General features: G+C 35.6%; 22 protein-coding genes. 11 read left to right on the top strand and 11 right to left on the bottom strand.

Annotation, left to right across the window (positions count from 1 at the left end):
* Nucleotides 1-145 precede the first annotated feature (145 nt).
* Entirely contained in the window at nucleotides 146-1,285 is a 1,140-nt protein-coding gene (locus L1994_RS05495) for a deoxyguanosinetriphosphate triphosphohydrolase family protein (RefSeq protein WP_278100676.1), read from the top strand.
* A 246-nt stretch (nucleotides 1,286-1,531) separates the two neighbouring features.
* On the opposite strand, the gene L1994_RS05490 is transcribed toward L1994_RS05495, so the two are convergent.
* The 6 genes from L1994_RS05490 to L1994_RS05465 form a co-directional block, all read right to left on the bottom strand.
* Complete coding sequence (locus tag L1994_RS05490) at nucleotides 1,532-1,888, bottom strand: transcriptional regulator (protein ID WP_278100675.1); 357 nt, start codon at nucleotides 1,886-1,888, stop codon at nucleotides 1,532-1,534.
* On the bottom strand, nucleotides 1,885-2,154 hold the full coding sequence (locus L1994_RS05485; protein ID WP_278100674.1) for a MarR family transcriptional regulator: 270 nt from the start codon (nucleotides 2,152-2,154) through the stop codon (nucleotides 1,885-1,887). The genes L1994_RS05490 and L1994_RS05485 overlap by 4 nt, the downstream gene beginning before the upstream one ends.
* Before the next feature lie 263 nt (nucleotides 2,155-2,417).
* Nucleotides 2,418-3,587, bottom strand: coding sequence for a M20/M25/M40 family metallo-hydrolase (locus L1994_RS05480; RefSeq protein ID WP_278100673.1), 1,170 nt, complete (start codon nucleotides 3,585-3,587; stop codon nucleotides 2,418-2,420).
* Nucleotides 3,588-3,695: 108 nt separating this feature from the next.
* A complete protein-coding gene (locus L1994_RS05475) occupies nucleotides 3,696-4,100 on the bottom strand; it encodes a hypothetical protein (protein WP_341275810.1) in 405 nt (134 codons plus the stop codon).
* A gap of 568 nt (nucleotides 4,101-4,668) precedes the next feature.
* Nucleotides 4,669-5,547, bottom strand: a complete 879-nt coding sequence (gene moaA, locus L1994_RS05470) for a GTP 3',8-cyclase MoaA (RefSeq protein WP_278100671.1) — start codon at nucleotides 5,545-5,547, stop codon at nucleotides 4,669-4,671.
* Entirely contained in the window at nucleotides 5,525-6,133 is a 609-nt protein-coding gene (locus L1994_RS05465) for an RlmE family RNA methyltransferase (protein ID WP_278100670.1), read from the bottom strand. Before L1994_RS05465 ends, moaA begins: the two co-directional genes overlap by 23 nt.
* Nucleotides 6,134-6,942: 809 nt before the next feature.
* Between L1994_RS05465 and L1994_RS05460 the strand changes: the two genes are divergently transcribed.
* Both L1994_RS05460 and L1994_RS05455 read left to right on the top strand, forming a co-directional pair.
* Complete coding sequence (locus L1994_RS05460) at nucleotides 6,943-7,686, top strand: DNA polymerase sliding clamp (RefSeq protein ID WP_278100669.1); 744 nt, start codon at nucleotides 6,943-6,945, stop codon at nucleotides 7,684-7,686.
* A 16-nt stretch (nucleotides 7,687-7,702) separates the two neighbouring features.
* Nucleotides 7,703-8,788 carry a DNA primase large subunit PriL gene (locus L1994_RS05455; RefSeq protein ID WP_278100668.1) on the top strand — a complete coding sequence of 362 codons (1,086 nt, stop codon included), beginning with the start codon at nucleotides 7,703-7,705 and terminating at the stop codon, nucleotides 8,786-8,788.
* A gap of 189 nt (nucleotides 8,789-8,977) precedes the next feature.
* On the opposite strand, the gene L1994_RS05450 is transcribed toward L1994_RS05455, so the two are convergent.
* Entirely contained in the window at nucleotides 8,978-9,157 is a 180-nt protein-coding gene (locus L1994_RS05450; protein WP_278100667.1) for a hypothetical protein, read from the bottom strand.
* Nucleotides 9,158-9,386: 229 nt separating this feature from the next.
* Here L1994_RS05450 and L1994_RS05445 point away from each other — a divergent pair, with 229 nt between their 5' ends.
* The 8 genes from L1994_RS05445 to L1994_RS05410 all read left to right on the top strand — a co-directional run bounded on the left by L1994_RS05445 (nucleotide 9,387) and on the right by L1994_RS05410 (nucleotide 14,041).
* A complete protein-coding gene (locus L1994_RS05445; protein WP_278100666.1) occupies nucleotides 9,387-9,938 on the top strand; it encodes a thiamine-phosphate synthase family protein in 552 nt (183 codons plus the stop codon).
* Nucleotides 9,939-9,949: 11 nt separating this feature from the next.
* The gene (locus L1994_RS05440) at nucleotides 9,950-10,141 is read left to right on the top strand and encodes a 30S ribosomal protein S17e (RefSeq protein ID WP_278100665.1); all 192 of its coding nucleotides are present in this window, start codon (nucleotides 9,950-9,952) and stop codon (nucleotides 10,139-10,141) included.
* Nucleotides 10,142-10,148: 7 nt separating this feature from the next.
* Entirely contained in the window at nucleotides 10,149-11,024 is an 876-nt protein-coding gene (gene dapA, locus L1994_RS05435; protein ID WP_278100664.1) for a 4-hydroxy-tetrahydrodipicolinate synthase, read from the top strand.
* Nucleotides 11,017-11,784: a 4-hydroxy-tetrahydrodipicolinate reductase gene (gene dapB / locus L1994_RS05430; protein ID WP_278100663.1), complete on the top strand. Its 768-nt coding sequence runs from the start codon at nucleotides 11,017-11,019 to the stop codon at nucleotides 11,782-11,784. Before dapA ends, dapB begins: the two co-directional genes overlap by 8 nt.
* A 154-nt stretch (nucleotides 11,785-11,938) precedes the next feature.
* Nucleotides 11,939-12,112: an indolepyruvate ferredoxin oxidoreductase subunit alpha gene (locus L1994_RS05425; RefSeq protein ID WP_278100662.1), complete on the top strand. Its 174-nt coding sequence runs from the start codon at nucleotides 11,939-11,941 to the stop codon at nucleotides 12,110-12,112.
* A gap of 62 nt (nucleotides 12,113-12,174) precedes the next feature.
* Nucleotides 12,175-13,191, top strand: a complete 1,017-nt coding sequence (gene asd, locus L1994_RS05420) for an aspartate-semialdehyde dehydrogenase (protein ID WP_278100661.1) — start codon at nucleotides 12,175-12,177, stop codon at nucleotides 13,189-13,191.
* A gap of 18 nt (nucleotides 13,192-13,209) precedes the next feature.
* Nucleotides 13,210-13,479 (top strand): DNA-binding protein Alba, encoded by a 270-nt coding sequence (gene albA / locus L1994_RS05415; protein WP_278100660.1) that lies wholly within the window; start codon nucleotides 13,210-13,212, stop codon nucleotides 13,477-13,479.
* Between the two features lie 88 nt (nucleotides 13,480-13,567).
* Nucleotides 13,568-14,041, top strand: coding sequence for a hypothetical protein (locus L1994_RS05410; protein WP_278100659.1), 474 nt, complete (start codon nucleotides 13,568-13,570; stop codon nucleotides 14,039-14,041).
* Nucleotides 14,042-14,311: 270 nt separating this feature from the next.
* Here the strand turns inward: L1994_RS05410 and L1994_RS05405 are convergent, their stop codons facing one another.
* From L1994_RS05405 to L1994_RS05390, 4 genes are all read right to left on the bottom strand, one after another.
* The gene (locus L1994_RS05405) at nucleotides 14,312-15,433 is read right to left on the bottom strand and encodes a DUF373 family protein (RefSeq protein WP_278100658.1); all 1,122 of its coding nucleotides are present in this window, start codon (nucleotides 15,431-15,433) and stop codon (nucleotides 14,312-14,314) included.
* A gap of 58 nt (nucleotides 15,434-15,491) precedes the next feature.
* On the bottom strand, nucleotides 15,492-16,355 hold the full coding sequence (locus L1994_RS05400) for a coiled-coil protein (RefSeq protein ID WP_278100657.1): 864 nt from the start codon (nucleotides 16,353-16,355) through the stop codon (nucleotides 15,492-15,494).
* Between the two features lie 636 nt (nucleotides 16,356-16,991).
* Nucleotides 16,992-18,173, bottom strand: coding sequence for a cell division protein FtsZ (gene ftsZ / locus L1994_RS05395; RefSeq protein ID WP_278100656.1), 1,182 nt, complete (start codon nucleotides 18,171-18,173; stop codon nucleotides 16,992-16,994).
* 91 nt (nucleotides 18,174-18,264) lie between these two features.
* Complete coding sequence (locus tag L1994_RS05390; protein ID WP_278100655.1) at nucleotides 18,265-18,444, bottom strand: ribbon-helix-helix domain-containing protein; 180 nt, start codon at nucleotides 18,442-18,444, stop codon at nucleotides 18,265-18,267.
* Between the last annotated feature and the right edge of the window lie 170 nt (nucleotides 18,445-18,614).

Below are 18,614 nucleotides of genomic sequence, written 5' to 3'. Positions count from 1 at the left end.
CGAATATTGTGAAATGTGTGGATTTTTAGTGCGGATGGTCGGCATTAATTAAAAGATTTAGGTTTATAGCCTGTTTTAAGAGTTAATAGACATCTTCATATTACTAAAGAGCAATTATTTTCATACGGGATTTTTGATGTCAGAAATGTACAGAGACTATATTAAGAGTCTTGAAACGCTTTATTCGTCTTATGCAACACCAGATAAGAATGCAAAAAGGCGCAAAAATACATATCAGTCAAATATTAGATCAGAATTTTCCCGTGATTCTGACAGAATAATTCATTCTCACGCATTTGCACGATATATTGATAAAACTCAGGTATTTTATTTTGTTAAAAACGATCACATAACTCACCGTTCTCTTCATGTCCAGATTGTTTCTAAAATTGCAAGGACAATAGGAAGAGCGCTTCATTTAAACGAAGATTTAATCGAGGCAATTTCATTGGGTCATGACATCGGGCATCCCCCATATGGACATACAGGCGAAAAAGAACTTTCTTTATTATGTCCAAAGCACAATATCGGAAATTTTATGCATAATGTCCAAAGTGTGAGGCTTTTGGATAATATTGAGGATACTGATCTTACAATACAGGTTCTTGATGGAATACTTTCTCACAATGGTGAGGTAAACGATCGTTATTTAAAACCCCTGGTATATGACAACTGGGATGAATTTGACAAAAAAATAAGACAGGCAGAAAGAAACTGTCACATTTATCCAATGACTGCAGAGGGCTGTATTGTAAGACTTGCTGACACCATTGCATACATAGGCAGAGATATACAAGATGCAAAAGAAGTTGGACTAATTGATAATAATATAGAATATCCTCTAAATTCATTAGAAGTTCTTGGAAACAGTAATCGAGATATTGTAAACAGTCTGATAATGAATTTATTACAAAACAGTGATCCCAAAAAAGGAGTTTTTTCATATAGCAAAGATGCATTTGAAGCTTTATCAGCTTTAAAAGAATTTAACTACAAAAATATTTATGAAAATCCCAAACTTACCTGTCAGAAAGGAAAAATTGCAAATATGTATTCTGTTCTTTTTGAACAGTATCTTGATGATCTGAATAATAACAATCAAAATTCTCCTGTATATCAGCATTTTCTTAAGGCTGAATATCTTAAAAGAAAACATTCATATCTAAAAGAAGAATCTCCGGAAAAAATAGTCTGTGATTTTATCTCAGGGATGACTGACAATTATTTTGAGAAAAGATTTTATGATCTGGTGCTTCCAACTCAGACCGACGGGAAATTCATCTAAATATCATCTGAATTTCATTAGAATTAACTCTCAAAATTTTCTCTAAATAAAGAATTAAAATTAAGATAAATACGATTAAATAAAATAAATAAAAACAATTTAATATGACTAAAAATATAATAAATTATTAAATTAGTTAATCTTATAAATCTTACATGAAAGTTACTTCGTAACTTACATGAAACCATTGCATGAAATATAATTTCATGGACGTTTTCATAGAAAAGAATTTCTTTAGATTATTTTTTAGATTGTATTTGTCATATTATCGTTATTTTTGAGATTATTATCCAGATTGTTTGTATTATTAATACAATTGCAAAGATCACAGATAGTTACAGAGCCTTCTCCGGTTATAATGCCCTCTGCCCAGGCCTCAATAATATCATCTAAATCCTGTGAAATATTAATATCTCCAAAACCTCTTTTTCTGCTTATGTACTGTGATACTGCGGCTCTTGTTATTCCCATCCATCTGGCAACTCTTGCCTGTGGAATTCCTCTGGTTGTAACAAGCCTGTAGACTAATTCAGCTCTAACCTGGGGAAGGTAAAGTCGCGCTATTTCATCACATCTTGTAATATCGCATAAATGAGATCTCATGTTGATGCCATTTCCGGAGTTTTATCAGATTTTGTAATTGTATTCTTCTGATATAATACCTGTCTGGCATCTCTGAAATTGAACTTTTCGATTATGAGTCCGCTCTCCTTCAGGCGCTTTAGTGCATATCTGATTGTTCTTGGTGCTATCTCCGCTTCATCAGTCATATCCTTAAACGTCTTTGCTTTTCCATCTTCAAGAATGCTAAGTACTACTTTAGCTGAAGGCGGAAGTCTGATCTTGTTAACGCTGTTAACTGTTGACATACTACCTAATTAACACTGTTAACATAAATACTTTTCGATGATTTTCCAAAAAACGTTAATGAAACAAATTTTTCCATGCAGTGTTTAATGAAAATCATGATTTTGTGTGCTATGAAAGTCAAAATTCCTGATAGATTTTCATCGCTTTTTGTGTGATAAAAAAAGCTCATCATGCGGGTTTTACATGAAAGTTACTTCGTAACTTACATGAAACAGTTAGCATGAAATATAATTTCATGGACGTTTTTTTAGGAACTGAACTTTTATGAGTCATAATCCTTCAAGATTCCTGCATAAATTTCAACAGATTTATTCAGGTTTTTTATCGACACTTTTTCATTTATTCCATGAATTGTTTTTAAATCTCCAGGACCGTATTCAATAACTCTAAAACTTTTCTCTCTTAAATATCTGGCATCACTTGCCGCCCATTGAAGAATTGGAAATGAATCTTTTTTATATACTTTTTTGATATTTCTACAGGCCGTTTTTACAATTTTTTCATTTGGCTCCGTCAGACCTGGATTACATATCTCCAGAGGTTTAATTTCAGCAGAAGATTCTTTCTTAGATATTTCATCAAATATATCATATGCACTGCATCCCCAGGGGATCCTCATTTCAAGATTAACCCTGCATTTTTGAGCAACAATATTAATCTCTTCGCCACCGCATATTTTTCCCGGATTGAAGGTAATTCTTCTTAAAACCTTCTCAGGATTTTGGATATTAAAAATTTCTGCTAAAACAGAAGATGATTTTTTTATAATTTCATCCAGTTTTTTATCATTTACATATTCTCGTTCATGCATTCTCTGAATGAAATGTAAAAGATCGACTGATTTCATAACAGCACTTACACCGACTGCCGGATAAAGCGAGCCATGAGCAGGTTCACCTTTTACTTCGATATCTGCTCTTAAAAGACCTTTTTGTCCGATTGCAGGATTCAGATACGGCGTTGGCTCGGCAATTATGCAGTCACAGGGCTTATAAACATTCTTAGAAAGAAGATGTTTTATCCCGGCATTACCCCCATTTTCTTCATCACATACAAAACAGAGGTTGCATGGCAATTCATAACTGTTTTTTAAATGTTGGTAAACTGCGGAAATTAATGCCGCACATCCACCTTTCATATCAGTTGATCCTCTTCCATAGACATAACCTGATGAAATCTCACCAGAAAAAGGATCTTTATCCCATCCGTCATTTAATACAGGAACAACATCCAGATGGCCCATTAAAAGAAGAGGTTTATCAGGATAATCTGTATAAATATTGCATCTGCCGTTTCCGTCATCTGTAAATTTAAAAGAGATATCAAGTGATTTTAAAATATCTCCGATATATTGTGCAGTACCCTTAGTAATTCCCGGAGGATTTTCACTTTTCAGCCTGACAAGTTCTGAGCATATTTTAGAGACATTCATCTGTATGAATCATTTTTTTTGATTTTATCTGTGAAATTCAATTGTTTGAAACTCAATTTCTGAATTATATGATAAAAATGCATGAAACTGTTGTTTCATGATTTTTTTTTATCCATTTCTGTTTGCCAGAAATTCTGTATATAATATATCTAATGATCCGCCTTTATAGATACTTTTTATAAATTTTTGGTCAAAGAATTCCTCAATCCATTGATTAAATGATGAAACCGGTGTTGGCTGATTGCTGTCAGGATTAATAGCAATTCTAAAACTTCTGTATCCCGCTGGGTTTGACTTGTCATAAATTGCTCTCCATAAATATGGAAGTGAATTGAATTTTTCAGGGTTATTTTCTTTGAGCCAGTTAATAAATTCCGGGAAAAGTGTTCTTTCGCCTTTTTGCTCTTCATCAATTCTCCAACGCATATATTCCATATTCATTTTATTTCTAATGTTGTGGAAATTATATGCAAGAATTGATACCGAATAATCTATATGAGCCAAAGTGTCCATAAAATAAAAGTAAAAAACGGGGTTAAAATCTCCGACCGATTCAAGAACAAGTGATTTTGAATATAATCTGTCAATAACTGGATAGTATTCATTTTTTTCATGTAGCATGATAAGGTATTAAACCAGTATACAAAAAAATATTTGCAAATTAGCATTAAAGAATTCTGACATGAAAATTAAATGATTACATTTTTCTATAAATATTTACATGAAAATTATTTCGTAACTTACATGAAACCTGACTTTGCCACTTGCTCTTTTGAAGTGCATTATTCCCAAAAATGTCAAAAATAATCGTTATTGAATTTGACAGTTGGGACATATTTGCATGCAAAACATCAATTTTATTTTTATAATGCCAAAGTCATTTAGAATTTAAGCCCAGAATGATGCTATTTTTGGTAACATTTTCAAAAATTCCTGGAACTGTCAAATTTAATTCTTGCACAATATAATGAATTTGAGAGATGTGGCAAATTTAGGATGAAACCGTACCTAAAATGATAATTTCATGAATGTTTTTTATAAAGAAAATCTTAGAAGAACAAAAATTACATTTTTTTGAAATTTATTTAAAAAAAGGTTCTCTTTTACTTACTGCGAGCTCAAAAAGAGATTCAAGTTCAGCACCTCTTTTTCCTTTAATGTTTATGTGATTGTCATGCCTTAACAGACATGGCTTTAACTCACCGTCAGATGTCACTCTTAATCTGTTGCAGAAAGCACAAAATTCATTATTATGCATAGGGCGAACTATTTCCACCTCAGCTCCTTCAATACAGTATTTCTTTCTGTGGTGCATTCTTCTTGTAATAATTGTTTTGGCTCTTTTTTCAAGATCTTCCTCAAGAGAGTGAATTTGAGATTTTTTTTCATCAGAATTAAGATCCATCAGTTCAATAAACTGCAGAATAACATCTTTTTTCTTACCTGCATAGGAGATAAAATCCTCAATTTCATTCTCATTAAAGTCCTTGAGAAGTACAACGTTTAGTTTAACAGGAGTAAGATTGGCATCAATCGCAGCATCGATTCCATCTAAAACACGAGGAAGATAATCAAGACCTGAAATTTCTTTATACTTTTCCCTGTTTAAGCTGTCAATGCTGATATTAACTCTTGAAAGTCCTGCATCCTTTAAATCCTGTGCAATTGGTGCAAGAAGAGTTCCATTTGTTGTCATGGATGCCTCCATTGACTTTGGGACACTGTGGATTATGTCAACAATGTCTTTTCGCATTGTAGGCTCTCCACCGGTAAGTTTTACGCTATTCATATTGAATTTTGCCGCAGTTTTAAGAATCTCAGAAATATCATCAAGACTCATCTCATCTTTTGGAGATACTTCGCCTTCCCTGTGGCAGTATTTACATTTAAGGTTGCATCTTGCTGTTAAACTGATTCGAAGATTAGTTACCGGTCGGTTATAACTGTCTGTCAGAAACATTTGAAAATCCCTTAAAATTTCTAGCAACTATATATGCTTCAGTACTCCCTCTTCTGGTAGCCTTTGATCTGTAAACTTTTACTGCATAAAAATTCTCTCTTGCCTCGTCCAAAAGCTCCTTAAACATTTCACCCTGGAAAGATTTAATAACAAAATTCCCTCCGGGTTTCAAAATAAGGCATGCAAAATGAAGGGCCTGTTCACAAAGCCCTATTGCTCTTGCCTGATCATATGCTTTTTGACCTGACAGTTTTGGAGATGCATCGCATACAACAACATTTACTAAATCAACATGTGACAGAATTTGTGACTGAACCTTTTCAGTTGTAAAATCACCTTTTATTGTTATGACATTTTCAATTGGCACAATTGGATTTAGATCAACTGCAATTACCTGCCCGTCAGTCATATCACGAAGTGCCTGTGACCAGCTTCCGGGAGCCGCTCCCAAATCAACAATATTATCATCAGACCTGATAATGTTGAATTTGTTTTGAATATCAAGAATTTTATAAGCCGCACGTGACCTGTACCCTTCACGTCTGGATTTTTGGTAATACCTGTCTGCGCCCCACTGAGATCCCATTTTTTCCCTAACCTTTAATTAAAACTTTTTTTTGCTGTATCTTTATATCCTTATCTAAATCCGGATATTTATTCATGCAATTCGAATCATTAGTATCTTTTATTATCCAATCCACAATTTTCAAATTCTAAGAAAGAAATTTGAATTAAATAAATTTTGAATGTACTAACAATTAAATGTCCTGTACATAATTTTGGACAGGATATTTCAATGCTAACTAAATTATCTGTTTTTCATCTGATATATGTTATGAGTTTAACGCATCTTAAAAAAACAAAATTAAAAAAGGCAAAAATTATCCTTATATACTTTATAATATAGTTTATAATAAGCATATAACCGGCAGAAAATTCTGTTAACAACGAAAAAATCAGATATAATGATTAATAATGATCAAATGGGCGATGTAATTCAGGATAAAGCTGAATAAGAAAACCGCTTATGAAGCCTTTGCACATTAATTGATAATTAATTATGTTGATAATTGGTTTTCTTATTATCTGGTATGTGTGAATTTCTAAATTACATATAAATTCAAAAAAATAAGATTAATCAGAAAATGGGATTAAATTTAATATTTAACAACAGTTCTCATTAGATTACATCAGTCAGTTACGGACTCATTGTATTGTTTCATTGTATTTGCAGTGACTTTCTACAAATCAGAAATTTTCTGTATGCCAGAGAAATACTTCTGAAACCGGATGCTTTCTAAGAAACCAATATTAATCCAGCGGATAAAAAAATAACAACGGTTTCTTATATTTATGACTATAATCTATTTATAGAAAGAATAACGGGGTAAACAAATGTTAAAGGCAACAATTGATGCAGAGATTTTTAAAGAAACAGTTGATGTTATTGCGGCGATAGTCACTGAATGCCGCCTGAATGTAAGTGAAGCCGGATTCATGACACGCGCAGTTGATACTGCAAATGTAGCGATGATATCAATTGAGCTTAGTCCTGAAGCATTCTCATCTTATACCGCAGATGAAAATGTCGTAGGACTGGATATAAACAAGATGAAAAACATCGTCAGCATGATGGGAAAAGTTGACGTTTTATCTTTAGAGCTTCCAGAAGGTGGCTACAAAATGGAGCTTGCCTTTGGCGGATACAAATATTCGCTGGCACTTTTGGATGTAGCAACTGTTCGAAAAGATCCAAATATGCCCACCATTCAGCTCCCTGGAAAAGTAGTAATATCCGGAACAGAGTTGAACAATGCGATAAAAGCCGCGGCACTTGTATCTGACAAGATTGCTTTTGGCATAAATCCTGAGAAGGGCACATTTTACATGGAAGCTGATGGCGATACAGATCACATAAACCTTGAGATAAAAGGTAGTGATTTGAAGTCATTCACGCCTGCTGAGGCGCGCTCACTGTTTTCACTTGATTATTTAAAGGACATGGGGCGCGTTATGAGCAGAGCCGAAGAAGTTGAAATTCAGATAGGGCTTGATCATCCTGTAAAATTTGGATTCAGCATTGCCGGAGGCAATGGCAAAGTCGAGTATCTCTTAGCTCCGCGTATTGAAGCAGACTGAATTAAAGCAGACTTATATGCCGGTTGAACTTGAGAATAAAGATCTTGCAAAATATCCTTTTTTAAAAGAAGCCCATAATTTTGTTAGTCAGCGGGCATATTCTATTGAAAATTTTTTAAAAAGCCGTTTTGGAGAAAGAATTTGTATATCTGCACAAAATCGAATAAAAGCGGCACTAGAAAGCAAATTTGTATTCGATGAAATTAGGCTTGAAAAACCTGATGATGAAATTTTGTCTTATGCAGTCTCAAGACTGATTGTCTCTTGCATGAAAGAGAGACAGATGATTGATAAACTTTGCAGATATGAGTCTGAAAGAGCCTTTTATTTTCTTCAGACAGAAGATTCTCAAAAAAAAGATTATGTCGCGCGAAATGTTGGAATTAAACTTGATGTTGAAAAAATAAGTGTTCCGGAATATGTTGAACTTGTTCCAAACCTTAGGGATTCAAGATGGCAGCTTGTCAATCGTGATGTGTCAGAAGGCAGTGTTTCTATAAAAAAAGAGGAACTTGAAGAACTTTTAAAAGAAAGAATCAGAGTTGTTCTACACGGGCAACTGCCTCTGCCGGTAACAGATGGTATATGCAGTCTTCTAGATTCTTTTGCAGGTGAAATTTCTGCAGTTTATCAGGAAAAACTTCTTGAACAGTTTGGAGAAGTCGATGAAGGATCATTTCCGCCCTGTATGAAAGCGATAATAAACGCAGTTTCGGCAGGAACAAACATCCCACACACAGCAAGATTCTCATTAACAGCTTTTATGCATACAATTGGCATGGATACAACAGGCATAGTTGAGGTATACACAAGGGCACCGGATTTTGATGTTGAAAAGACATTATATCAGGTAGAGCATATATCCGGCAGAAGCGGTACTGAATATACACCCCCTGGTTGTGCCACAATGAAAACATATGGTCTGTGTGTAGGTCCGGACAGTATCTGCAGAAATAAAAATATAATTCATCCGTTGAGTTACTACAAATATAAAAAAAAGTATTCAAAGGTTAATGAAAAAAATAAGGATGCAAAAGAAAAAGATTCAGAAAAAGAAAATAATTCCAAAGACTCCAATATCCAGAAAGAAGAGATGATATGAAATTACAATTTTTTGAACTGAACTCATAGATAAAAAAAATGAAAAAATCACTGAAAATTTTAACGAAAGAGGTTGGCGCTAAATAATGATAAAAAATTAGAGAAACAAAATTATTAAAAAATTATATTTTTTACATATCTATTTTATTTATTTTTACATCTGTTTTTTTTAAACGATATAACAAATGGTTTATTTTACATAATTTTTGCTGATGTAATATCCGCCACCGCTCATAAATATTATAAATAAGACGATTGCAACAAGTGTTGCATAGCCTGCAGGCAAAAATACAGGGAGAATTGCTATACATAAAATAAGAATTATTATACTGCTTATTGCAGTTGCACAGTCTAAAACGACAGAATTCATATGATAATCTCTAATTTTTATCATGTATATTACTTCTTCTTTTTATCCTTCAGGCCTGTATGTTTATTAACAAGTCCAGGCTTTACAGGACAGCGGATATTTTACCTGAAACTGATTATAATAAAATAGTAAACCCCGAAATATGATACAATACCAAATTACGATACAATAATTGAAGTTATAGAATTAAGAATATCTAATTAAAATTTTTCAGGTGTACTGCATAAAAATGTCTGAAATAGAAAAGAAACTGATAATTGACAAACTTGAAAATGCTGTTTCAAAGCTTACAGAACACATACCTGTATCGTTCATACCTGATGCCGGCACAAACCTTGCATATGCCACTTATCATGCGCGTATGCTGTCTGATTTAGCAGTAACAGATGGCGGAATAATAGTTTTGAATGGCAGTGTCTTTTACAAAGGCAGTGTTAAATTTGGTGTTCAAAGTAATATTTCCAAAACAGTTCTTACTGCAATGAAATTTGATCAGGACATACGCTCTGCCGGAATCATTCATTTTTCAGACGATATTATTCAAAAAGCAGATGAACTACTCCTTGAAGTTCGATCATTTAACCGTGAAAAAGAACCTGCTGGTATCAGTACAATAGACTGGGGCACTGCTTTTTGCTGTGAAGAAGACAACGTTCCGGATTTAATATATGATCGCGGAACAAATATTAAAGAGCCTCTCATAAGGATTTTTGGAGAAGATCCTATGACAGTTGTCAATAATATTATTATGATAGCCGAGCGCATAAATAATAAAAACTAATAGGTGTTACTATGGGAATTAAACCAACATACATTAAGGCACTCAGCCAGGAACTGCTCTCCAAGCACGGAGATAAATTCACAAACGATTTCGACCACAACAAACATGCAGTTGATGAGGTTGCAGTAATCGGATCAAAGTGTGTCCGCAACAGAGTTGCAGGCTCAATTACCAGAAAAGTAAATAGAAGGAAAATCATATAAACTCCTCATGTTTGAGGGAGTTTACCCAGCATTAATAACTCCATTTAAGGAGAATCAACAAAGGGATCTGGACCTTGATGGTCTTAAATCCAATATCGACTTTCTTATATCCCATGGAGTTCATGGGATTGTTCCATGCGGTTCTACCGGAGAATCAGCTACACTCACTTTTGAAGAGCATGAAGAGGTAATTGGAAAGGCCATAGAAGTATCAGATGGTCGTGTTCCGGTTCTTGCAGGTACAGGTTCAAACAACACTGCAGAAGCAGTGCGCTTTACAAAGGCTGCAAAAGATCTTAACGCGGACGGGGCTTTGGTTTTAAGCCCTTATTACAACAAACCAAATCGTTCAGGACTTGTAAAACATTATACCAGACTTGCAGACCTTGATCTGCCAATTGTGATTTACAATGTTCCGGGAAGGACCGGCCAGAATCTCCCACCTGATCTTATCATTGAACTGGCAAAGCATCCAAACATTGTTGGAGTAAAAGAGGCAAGTGGTGATATTGTTCAGATTTCTGAGATAATAGAAGGAACACGGGATGAAGATTTCAATGTCATATCCGGAGATGACGCAATGACACTTCCAGTTCTTGCATTAGGCGGAGGAGGAGTTATAAGCGTTTCTGCAAATGTTGCGCCTGATATGATGGTTAAGATGTATGAGATGTTTAAAAAAGGCAATCTAAAAGAGGCACAGAATTTGCACTATTTAATTTCACCACTTATTCGAGCATTGTTTATTGACACAAATCCAATTCCGGTAAAAACAGCGCTTGACATCAGGGGACTTGCATCAGGGCCTTTAAGACTTCCTCTTGATGAGATGGGTGAAGATAAGACTAATAGATTAAAAGAGGTTTTAAGAAATTATGATTAAAGTTGGAATCTGCGGTGCGCTTGGAAGAATGGGAACAAAAATAGGAGGTCTTGTAACCGAATCCCCTGATCTTGAACTTGTAGGTGGAATTGATTTAAAGACCGGTTCTTTTTACGGTACAGAAGTATATGAATCATCGAGGATTGATGAATTCTTAAAAGAAAAAAAGCCTGATGTTTTGATTGATTTCACAATTGCACATGCCTCTGTTGAAAATGTGAAAGCCGCTTCAAGAAACGGCGTTGCAGTGCTTGTTGGAACAACCGGTCTTTCTGATGAACAAAGAAAAGAGATGGAAGAGGCAATAAACGGTAAAATTCCTGCAGTTATATCAAGCAACTTCAGCCTTGGCGTAAATATTTTCTGGCATCTTATAAGAGAGGCGGCAAAACAGCTCAAAGATTATGATATCGAAGTAATCGAAGCTCATCATCATTTTAAGAAAGATGCACCAAGCGGTACTGCAAAAACAATAATTAACATCATAAAAGAAGAAGCAGGCGATAGAGAAGAGATATACGGACGCGAAGGTATGGTTGGTGAGCGCGGCAATGAAATTGGTGTTCATGTTGTTCGCGGCGGAGATATAATCGGAGATCACACTGTTATGTTTGCAGGAAATGATGAGGTTATTGAACTTACTCATCGCGCATATGACAGACTTGTTTTTGCGCACGGCGTCATTCGCTCTGTTTCATGGATACATCAAAAACCTCCGGGCATATACAATATGGATGACGTTTTGGGATTTAACAACTAAAATTCCATATTTCTCCTTTTAATCTGATTATATCTTATTAATCCAGTATGATTTTTGTAAAAAAATGCATGAAAAGATTAATTGATAACTGTTTTTTGAAAAAAACGAAATCTATTTTAAGATATCTGCTGATTTATTTTCGAGGATTATAACTATGGTAGCTGTAGTCGATGCAGATAAGTGCACAGGGTGTGAAACCTGTGTAGATACATGTCCTTCAGAAGCTATTTCAATGGAAGACGGTATTGCAGTTGTAGATGCTGATATGTGCGTAGATTGTGAGGCCTGCGTGGACGAATGTCCTGCTGAAGCCATTCACATGGAATAAACAGTATAAAATAATCAAAAACAAATATTTTATACTTACTTCAACGTATTCTCTTTTAATCCATGATCAATGTAGGAGTTTTAGGTGCAACCGGTGCAGTCGGCCAGCGGTTTGTACAACTGCTTGCCAGCCATCCCTGGTTCAATCTTCAGACGTTAACAGCATCTGAGCGCAGTGCAGGAAAAAATTACCGTGATGCTGTCAACTGGCGTCTTGATGAACCTTTCCCTGATTCTGTCGGGGATATTGTTGTGAGCAAGACAGATGTTGACAGTGTAAAGGGTTTGGATATTGTTTTCTCAGCTCTTCCGGCTGATCTTGCAACAAATCTTGAAACAGATATCTCACGCGCCGGAGTTGCAGTATGCAGTAATGCATCATCTCACAGGATGGACAAAAATGTTCCACTTGTGGTGCCAGAGGTAAATCCGGATCATCTCGGGCTGATAGATCTACAGCGTGACAGTGGTAATGACGGGTTTATTGTTACAAATCCAAACTGCTCTACAATCACAATGGTATCAGCATTAAATCCTATTCAGCATCGTGGTCTGTCTGATATTCGGGTAGCCACCATGCAGGCCATATCAGGAGCTGGTTTTGAGGGGATTTCTGCAATGTCAATTTATGACAATGTCATACCATACATTGGTTCGGAAGAGAAGAAGATGGAAGCTGAGACCTTGAAAATTATGGGCAGTTTTGACGGTTCAGTGATAACTAATGCGCCATTTAGTATCAGTGCAAGCTGTCACAGAGTGCCTGTAATTGACGGCCATACAATGGCAATCTGGGTTGATACAAAAGCTTCTGTTGAAGAGTTAAAAAACGACTTTAGAAATTACAAAGCACCTTTCACTGGTCTTCCGACACAGCCGGAAAAATCCGTGCTTTTGTTTGAACAGGAGGACAGGCCGCAGCCAAGACTGGATCGCAATCGTGGACGTGGAATGACTGTTTCTGTTGGAAGAATTCGTGAAGGCGTGCGTTTTATTGCAATGGGACATAACACCATACGTGGTGCGGCAGGTGCTTCTGTCCTTAATGCAGAGTTAATTGTGAGCAAAAAGTATCTTTAAAAAAAGGAGGGGAACTAATTGTCAGACAATACAGTATTCGTAGGAAACAAACCTGTAATGAACTATGTTCTTGCAGTAGTAACACAATTCAATCAGGGAGCTGAAGAGGTTTCAGTAAAGGCGCGCGGCAAAGCTATTTCACGTGCGGTTGATACAACAGAGATTGCATTAAACCGTTTTCTGGAGGATGTACAAAAATCAGTAATTGAAACATCCACAGAAATTGTTGATACTGAAAGCGGAAAAACAAATGTTTCCAGTATTGAGATTAAACTAACAAAAATCTAAGATAACCTGGATTTTTAATTTTTTTTTGTATTTTTCTAAATTTTAACCATAAAAGATTTAATCAATTCATATTAAACTATAATGTACAATGAAAAAATATTCTGTACTTTCTGTACTGATTATCTCTGTTATTTTCGTAATCAGCACAATACCAATTGCATCAGCAGGAGATGATTCAAAGTACAGTTATATTGAAGTGGAAAATATTACTCTTGAATTAACAAAGAATACTGCTGAATACAATATTAATTACAAAATAGACGATGGTATTCAGATTTTAGTAGTTTTCCTTGGAAAATCTGATCTAAAAAATAAACTTTGCAAAATTATGAATTCTGATAACTGCAGATTCGAAAATGTTGAGATGGACAACGCAATTATTATTTTTGACAATCCTTCTATTGACAACGGTGATGGATCATTGTGGTTTCCAAGAAAAGACCTGGAGGTTACTGTTCCGGAAATTACTGTAAAGACTCCACGTTCAACTCGTAATTTCATAGATGCCAGTGAAATACCCGGAATGGGTTACTTCGCTGATGCTTTACCACAACAAAATTAATTCAAAAAAATTAATTCATAACTTAATTCATAACTTAATTCATGAATTAATTTTTCTCATCCATTCTATGTGATGTCTGTTAGATTTAACTCAGGGATTTCACATTATAAAAATCCTGATTCAGGAACATCTAAGGGTATTAACCATTTGACCTGTTAAAAGTTCATCGATTGGATAATTTTAAACATCAATGTGTAAATCTTCAATGTGTAAATATGGTACCAGATTATTTCAGGATATACAATCAACAAAAAAAAATAAAAGAAAAAATTATAATTCAGGATTATTACCGTTTTTTATCCTTGTCCATTTTGCTACATATTTTTGCAGATACATCCCCGTACCTGCAATTAAAAGGCCGATAATTGTTGCATAAATAATTGTCCTTACTCCTTCTATTCCCAGAAATGGAAACTCAAGACTACTGCTTATTGCAAGAATATATATGCTTGCGCCATATGCTATTACTCCAACTGATCCAATAAAGAAGGGAATTGCAATATATCTGCCGAGCGCTGCAATATCATTTAGATAAATATCAATTAATTTTCCAATGGACGCAATCAAAGCTGCAGCTGTGAAGTACCCGACAGATCCATAGATAAATGAAAGCATATAGAAAAGTATTCCCTGATCTGCAGAATACCACTCAAGAAGACTTGTAAGGCCCAAAATAAATCCGATAATTCCCATAAGGAGAGCTGAAATATAGGCAATAAACGTGAACCGTCCCCCTACAAATGAGGTCTGAAGTGCATTTATCGTATAATTGAAGTATTCATCAATACCAAGTCCTTTGAAGAGCAGAAATATTCCTAAAACTCCCACCACAATAACTATTGCAATCTCCGGATTTCCAAAAAGATTGGCAATCGCATAAATAAGCATTGCAACTCCTACAGGAACCAGAAATGTCCTTGAAATCTCAGGATCGTCTAAAAATTTCTTTATGATGTAATAAGTTCCTTCCAGATTTGGCATCTGTTTTACAATAACTCTTTTAATGCTTTTTACATCTACAACGGACTGAATTATTGGAAGAACAAATTCATCTTCAGCACCGTCTGTTACAAGAATACATTCATTTATTTCATTATCCCAGACAATTTTTCCAAGCTCAAATGAAATTCTTCTGTCGCCTTCAATTTCATTTGTGTGACTGCCGCCAATGACTGCAATATAAACATCTTCTCCTTTTTCTTTTAATTCATCAAAGGTTTTTAAACCCTGAAATATTGCATTAACATCCGAATCTTCAGGATCAGCAAGAGCCAGCCTGTTGGCTGCATCAAGACAGTTATCTCTTCCGAAAACCGGCTCTTTTATATTTGCCTTAAATCCGATATCGTCATCACGATCGACACATAATATAAGTGTCTTCATATCCGGCATCTAAATAAAATTCATTCTGTATGTATAAAAAATTGCCTAAAAATAAAAGATAAAGAAATTAGATAAGTTTTGCACGCTGAAGAAGAAGAATGTCGTCAGTGGTGAGTTTTTCACCGCTTCTGAACTGCTGGAATACCTGTTCAGCTTCTTTGCGTACAGCTTTTTGCTCTTTTGTAACCTTTGACTTTTTGGTTTTCTTGCGAAGGCCGCCGATTACTTTGTCATAATCACGGATTTCTTTTTGGCATGCGATGAACTGATTGTGTTCGGCATCTGCAGATTCCTGTGCCTCAACAAATTTCTTGTGTGCCTCATCAGCCGCCTCACGGGACTTATCTGCTTTTCTGTAACATTCAACCATCAGATCATGATATTTTTGAGCAAGTTCTGCTGCTTCTGTTACAGTTGCATGAAGATCAGATGCCTTTTTGCGAAGATCACGAGCTTCCTGGAGTTTTGTGTGTACTTCCTTGTTCTGCTCAAGTTCTTCTTCCTGCTCTTTAATTGAATTTCTGAGCTGTTTTATCTTCTCTATTAACTCGCGTTCCTTTTCTGTATTCATAACGCGGGTCTGCTGTTCCATCTCAAGATGTTCAATCTGCTTTTGAAGTTCTTTTATGCCGCGATTGCTGTTTATTGCGCCATGTTCTTTTTTATGAGCGTCAATTTCTTCAAAAAGAGCGTTAGCCTGATCATTGTAGACATTTCTCTCGTCTTTTATACGGTGAACATCATTATTTGCCTGATCGCGCAGTTCCTTGTTTTTTTGTGCTTCGTCAACGAACTCGCGTGTCTGTGCATTAAGCTGGTTACGCTCGCGTGCCTGTGCACTTGCAAGAGCATTAAGTTCATTTCTTTTTTCTTTATGTTCCTCCGACTGCTGGAGAACAACTTTTCTTTTTTCTATCAATTCGTTCAACATGCTCAACACATACCTGTAATTATAACACGGCAGTTCTGAAACGAGAGAATATTACAAATAACTGTTAAGGAAACATTAGGATAAATAAAATTTACAAACAAAAGATCTTTTTTCCGAATATTAACCAATTTTGAAATATCCGTGTTCTTCTTGCTGTTCGTCTTTTGTTCTACTTCCTATTCCATCACAGAGCCGATTTATGATTTTGCTAAATGGCCTGTTTAAGTTATCTGTGCATTCTTTTCAGTTCTGCACAATGATTTCTATAAATTTGCTATCATATGTATATAAAAATATCGTAAGAATTCTGAAAGATTCAATGTTGAATTTAAAAAAGCTGATAGAAACTGAAAAGGATTAAAATCAATTTGAATTTGACCGCATAAAAAATAAATTATTGGTAAATTTATTTTAGGCGGAGTTATGGAATTTTTAAAGGCAAATTTAATTGTTTTAGTCTGATATCTATGCATTAATTTTTTTATGATTTAAGATTTTAACCGTACCTCTTGATAGAAAGTTGAATTCTTTGATTAAACAGAATAATACAGAATTCCATGATAATTATTCAAATGAATATCTATCCCGAATCTGAATATTCTTTTTTTAACCAAAGTTTTTCATTTAACTTCATACTTAACGGATAAAATCAATCAGACCGCCACTGGTCTGCTCTGTTGCAGCTCTTCTTCCTGACGAGCTCATTGCCGGGCTGCTGTTTCTGGAGTAACTTCTCTCAAAAGGACCCTGTGCAATTTCATTTCTTGAAATAGCGGGCTGTTTGCAGTGTCCGATAACCTGTGCGCTTTTTACACCGGTCATGATTGCCATGACGCGAACCTTTCCTTCAAAGTCACTATTAATACGTGCGCCCCAGATAACATCTGCATGAGCATCAAGTTCGTATGTGAGTGTACTTGCAATTTCTTCTGCATCTGCAAGTGTTAAATCACTGCCACCTGTGATGTGAATAAGACTTCCTGTAGCGCCCCTGTAATCTATGTCAAGAAGCGGATGGTTAAGACATTCATGAACAACACTTTCTGCTTTGTTCTGTTGCTTGCTTTCTCCAACAAGCATAACTGCAACTCCGCCCTTGCTCATTATGGCACGAACATCTGCATAATCGATGTTGATAAGTGAAGGCTCTGTAATTGTCTCAGAGATTCCTTTTACAGTTTCTGCGATTAACTGGTCCATTACAGAGAAGGCCTGGCCAAGTGGCAGATTTGGAACAAATGTCATCAGACGGTTGTTATCAAGAACAATTACGGAGTCTGCCGCGTTTGATAATGCTTCAAGACCCTCTTCTGCACGGATAAGTCTTGCTTTCTCAACCTGGAAGGGGTAGCTTACCATACCTACAACGATTGCCCCCTGTTCTTTTGCTATCTGTGCAACAACCGGTGCAACACCAGTACCTGTTCCACCACCCATACCTGCAGTGATGAACACAAGATCTGCATCCTGTAAGAGTCCTTCAAGTGTTGTTCTTGCCATCTCAGCGGCACGCTTTCCAACATCAGGGAAACCTCCTGCTCCAAGACCTTTTGTAAGTGATTTTCCAACGAGAACTCTCTTATCAGCCTGAATCATCTCAAGGTGCTGTTTATCAGTATTAACTGCAATTGTCTCGGCACCTTTTACTTTCATATGATACAACCGGTTGATTGTGTTATTACCTGCTCCACCACAACCGACGATAACAATTCTGGGCTGACCTATAAAATCTTCTTCACCAATTACTCCGGATGTTTTCTTTGCTCCCTGTTGTTCATATTCTGCATGTTTTAATGCTTCGTTAATTATTGATTGCATCCAATATTCCTCCTTACCTTTTGAATTAAACTGACATTTTCGAATTTCTTAACCAGAGATGTTTTGTAAAGCTCCACTTGCCCCACAAAATTTACATCTCAAAAGAAATCTGTTCACTGTCTCTAATTACCCTGTTTGCGTGTTTTCCGATGAGTTCTCTAACTGAGTATCTGATTGCCTCAGATACTGTTGGAAATTCGCCTGCCTCCACCAGTTTTTCAAGTGTTGCAACCTGCTGAGAAGGTAATCTGATTGTAACTCGCTCCATCATAGAAACCACGTGTCCGACATTTAGCAGACATTTGTCTGCTTATTGTCTGACATATGTTTACTTTTTGTCAGACATTTAGTTTTCAGACAATCATTGATACAATCCCTAACTATATAAACATTATCATTCAATGGCGAAATTCTGACAAAATTGTTTTATTCATCTAAATT

The organism is Methanomicrobium antiquum, from assembly GCF_029633915.1.
Classification (GTDB): Archaea; Halobacteriota; Methanomicrobia; order Methanomicrobiales; family Methanomicrobiaceae; genus Methanomicrobium; species Methanomicrobium antiquum.
This window is presented reverse-complemented; position numbering and strand designations above follow the sequence as displayed.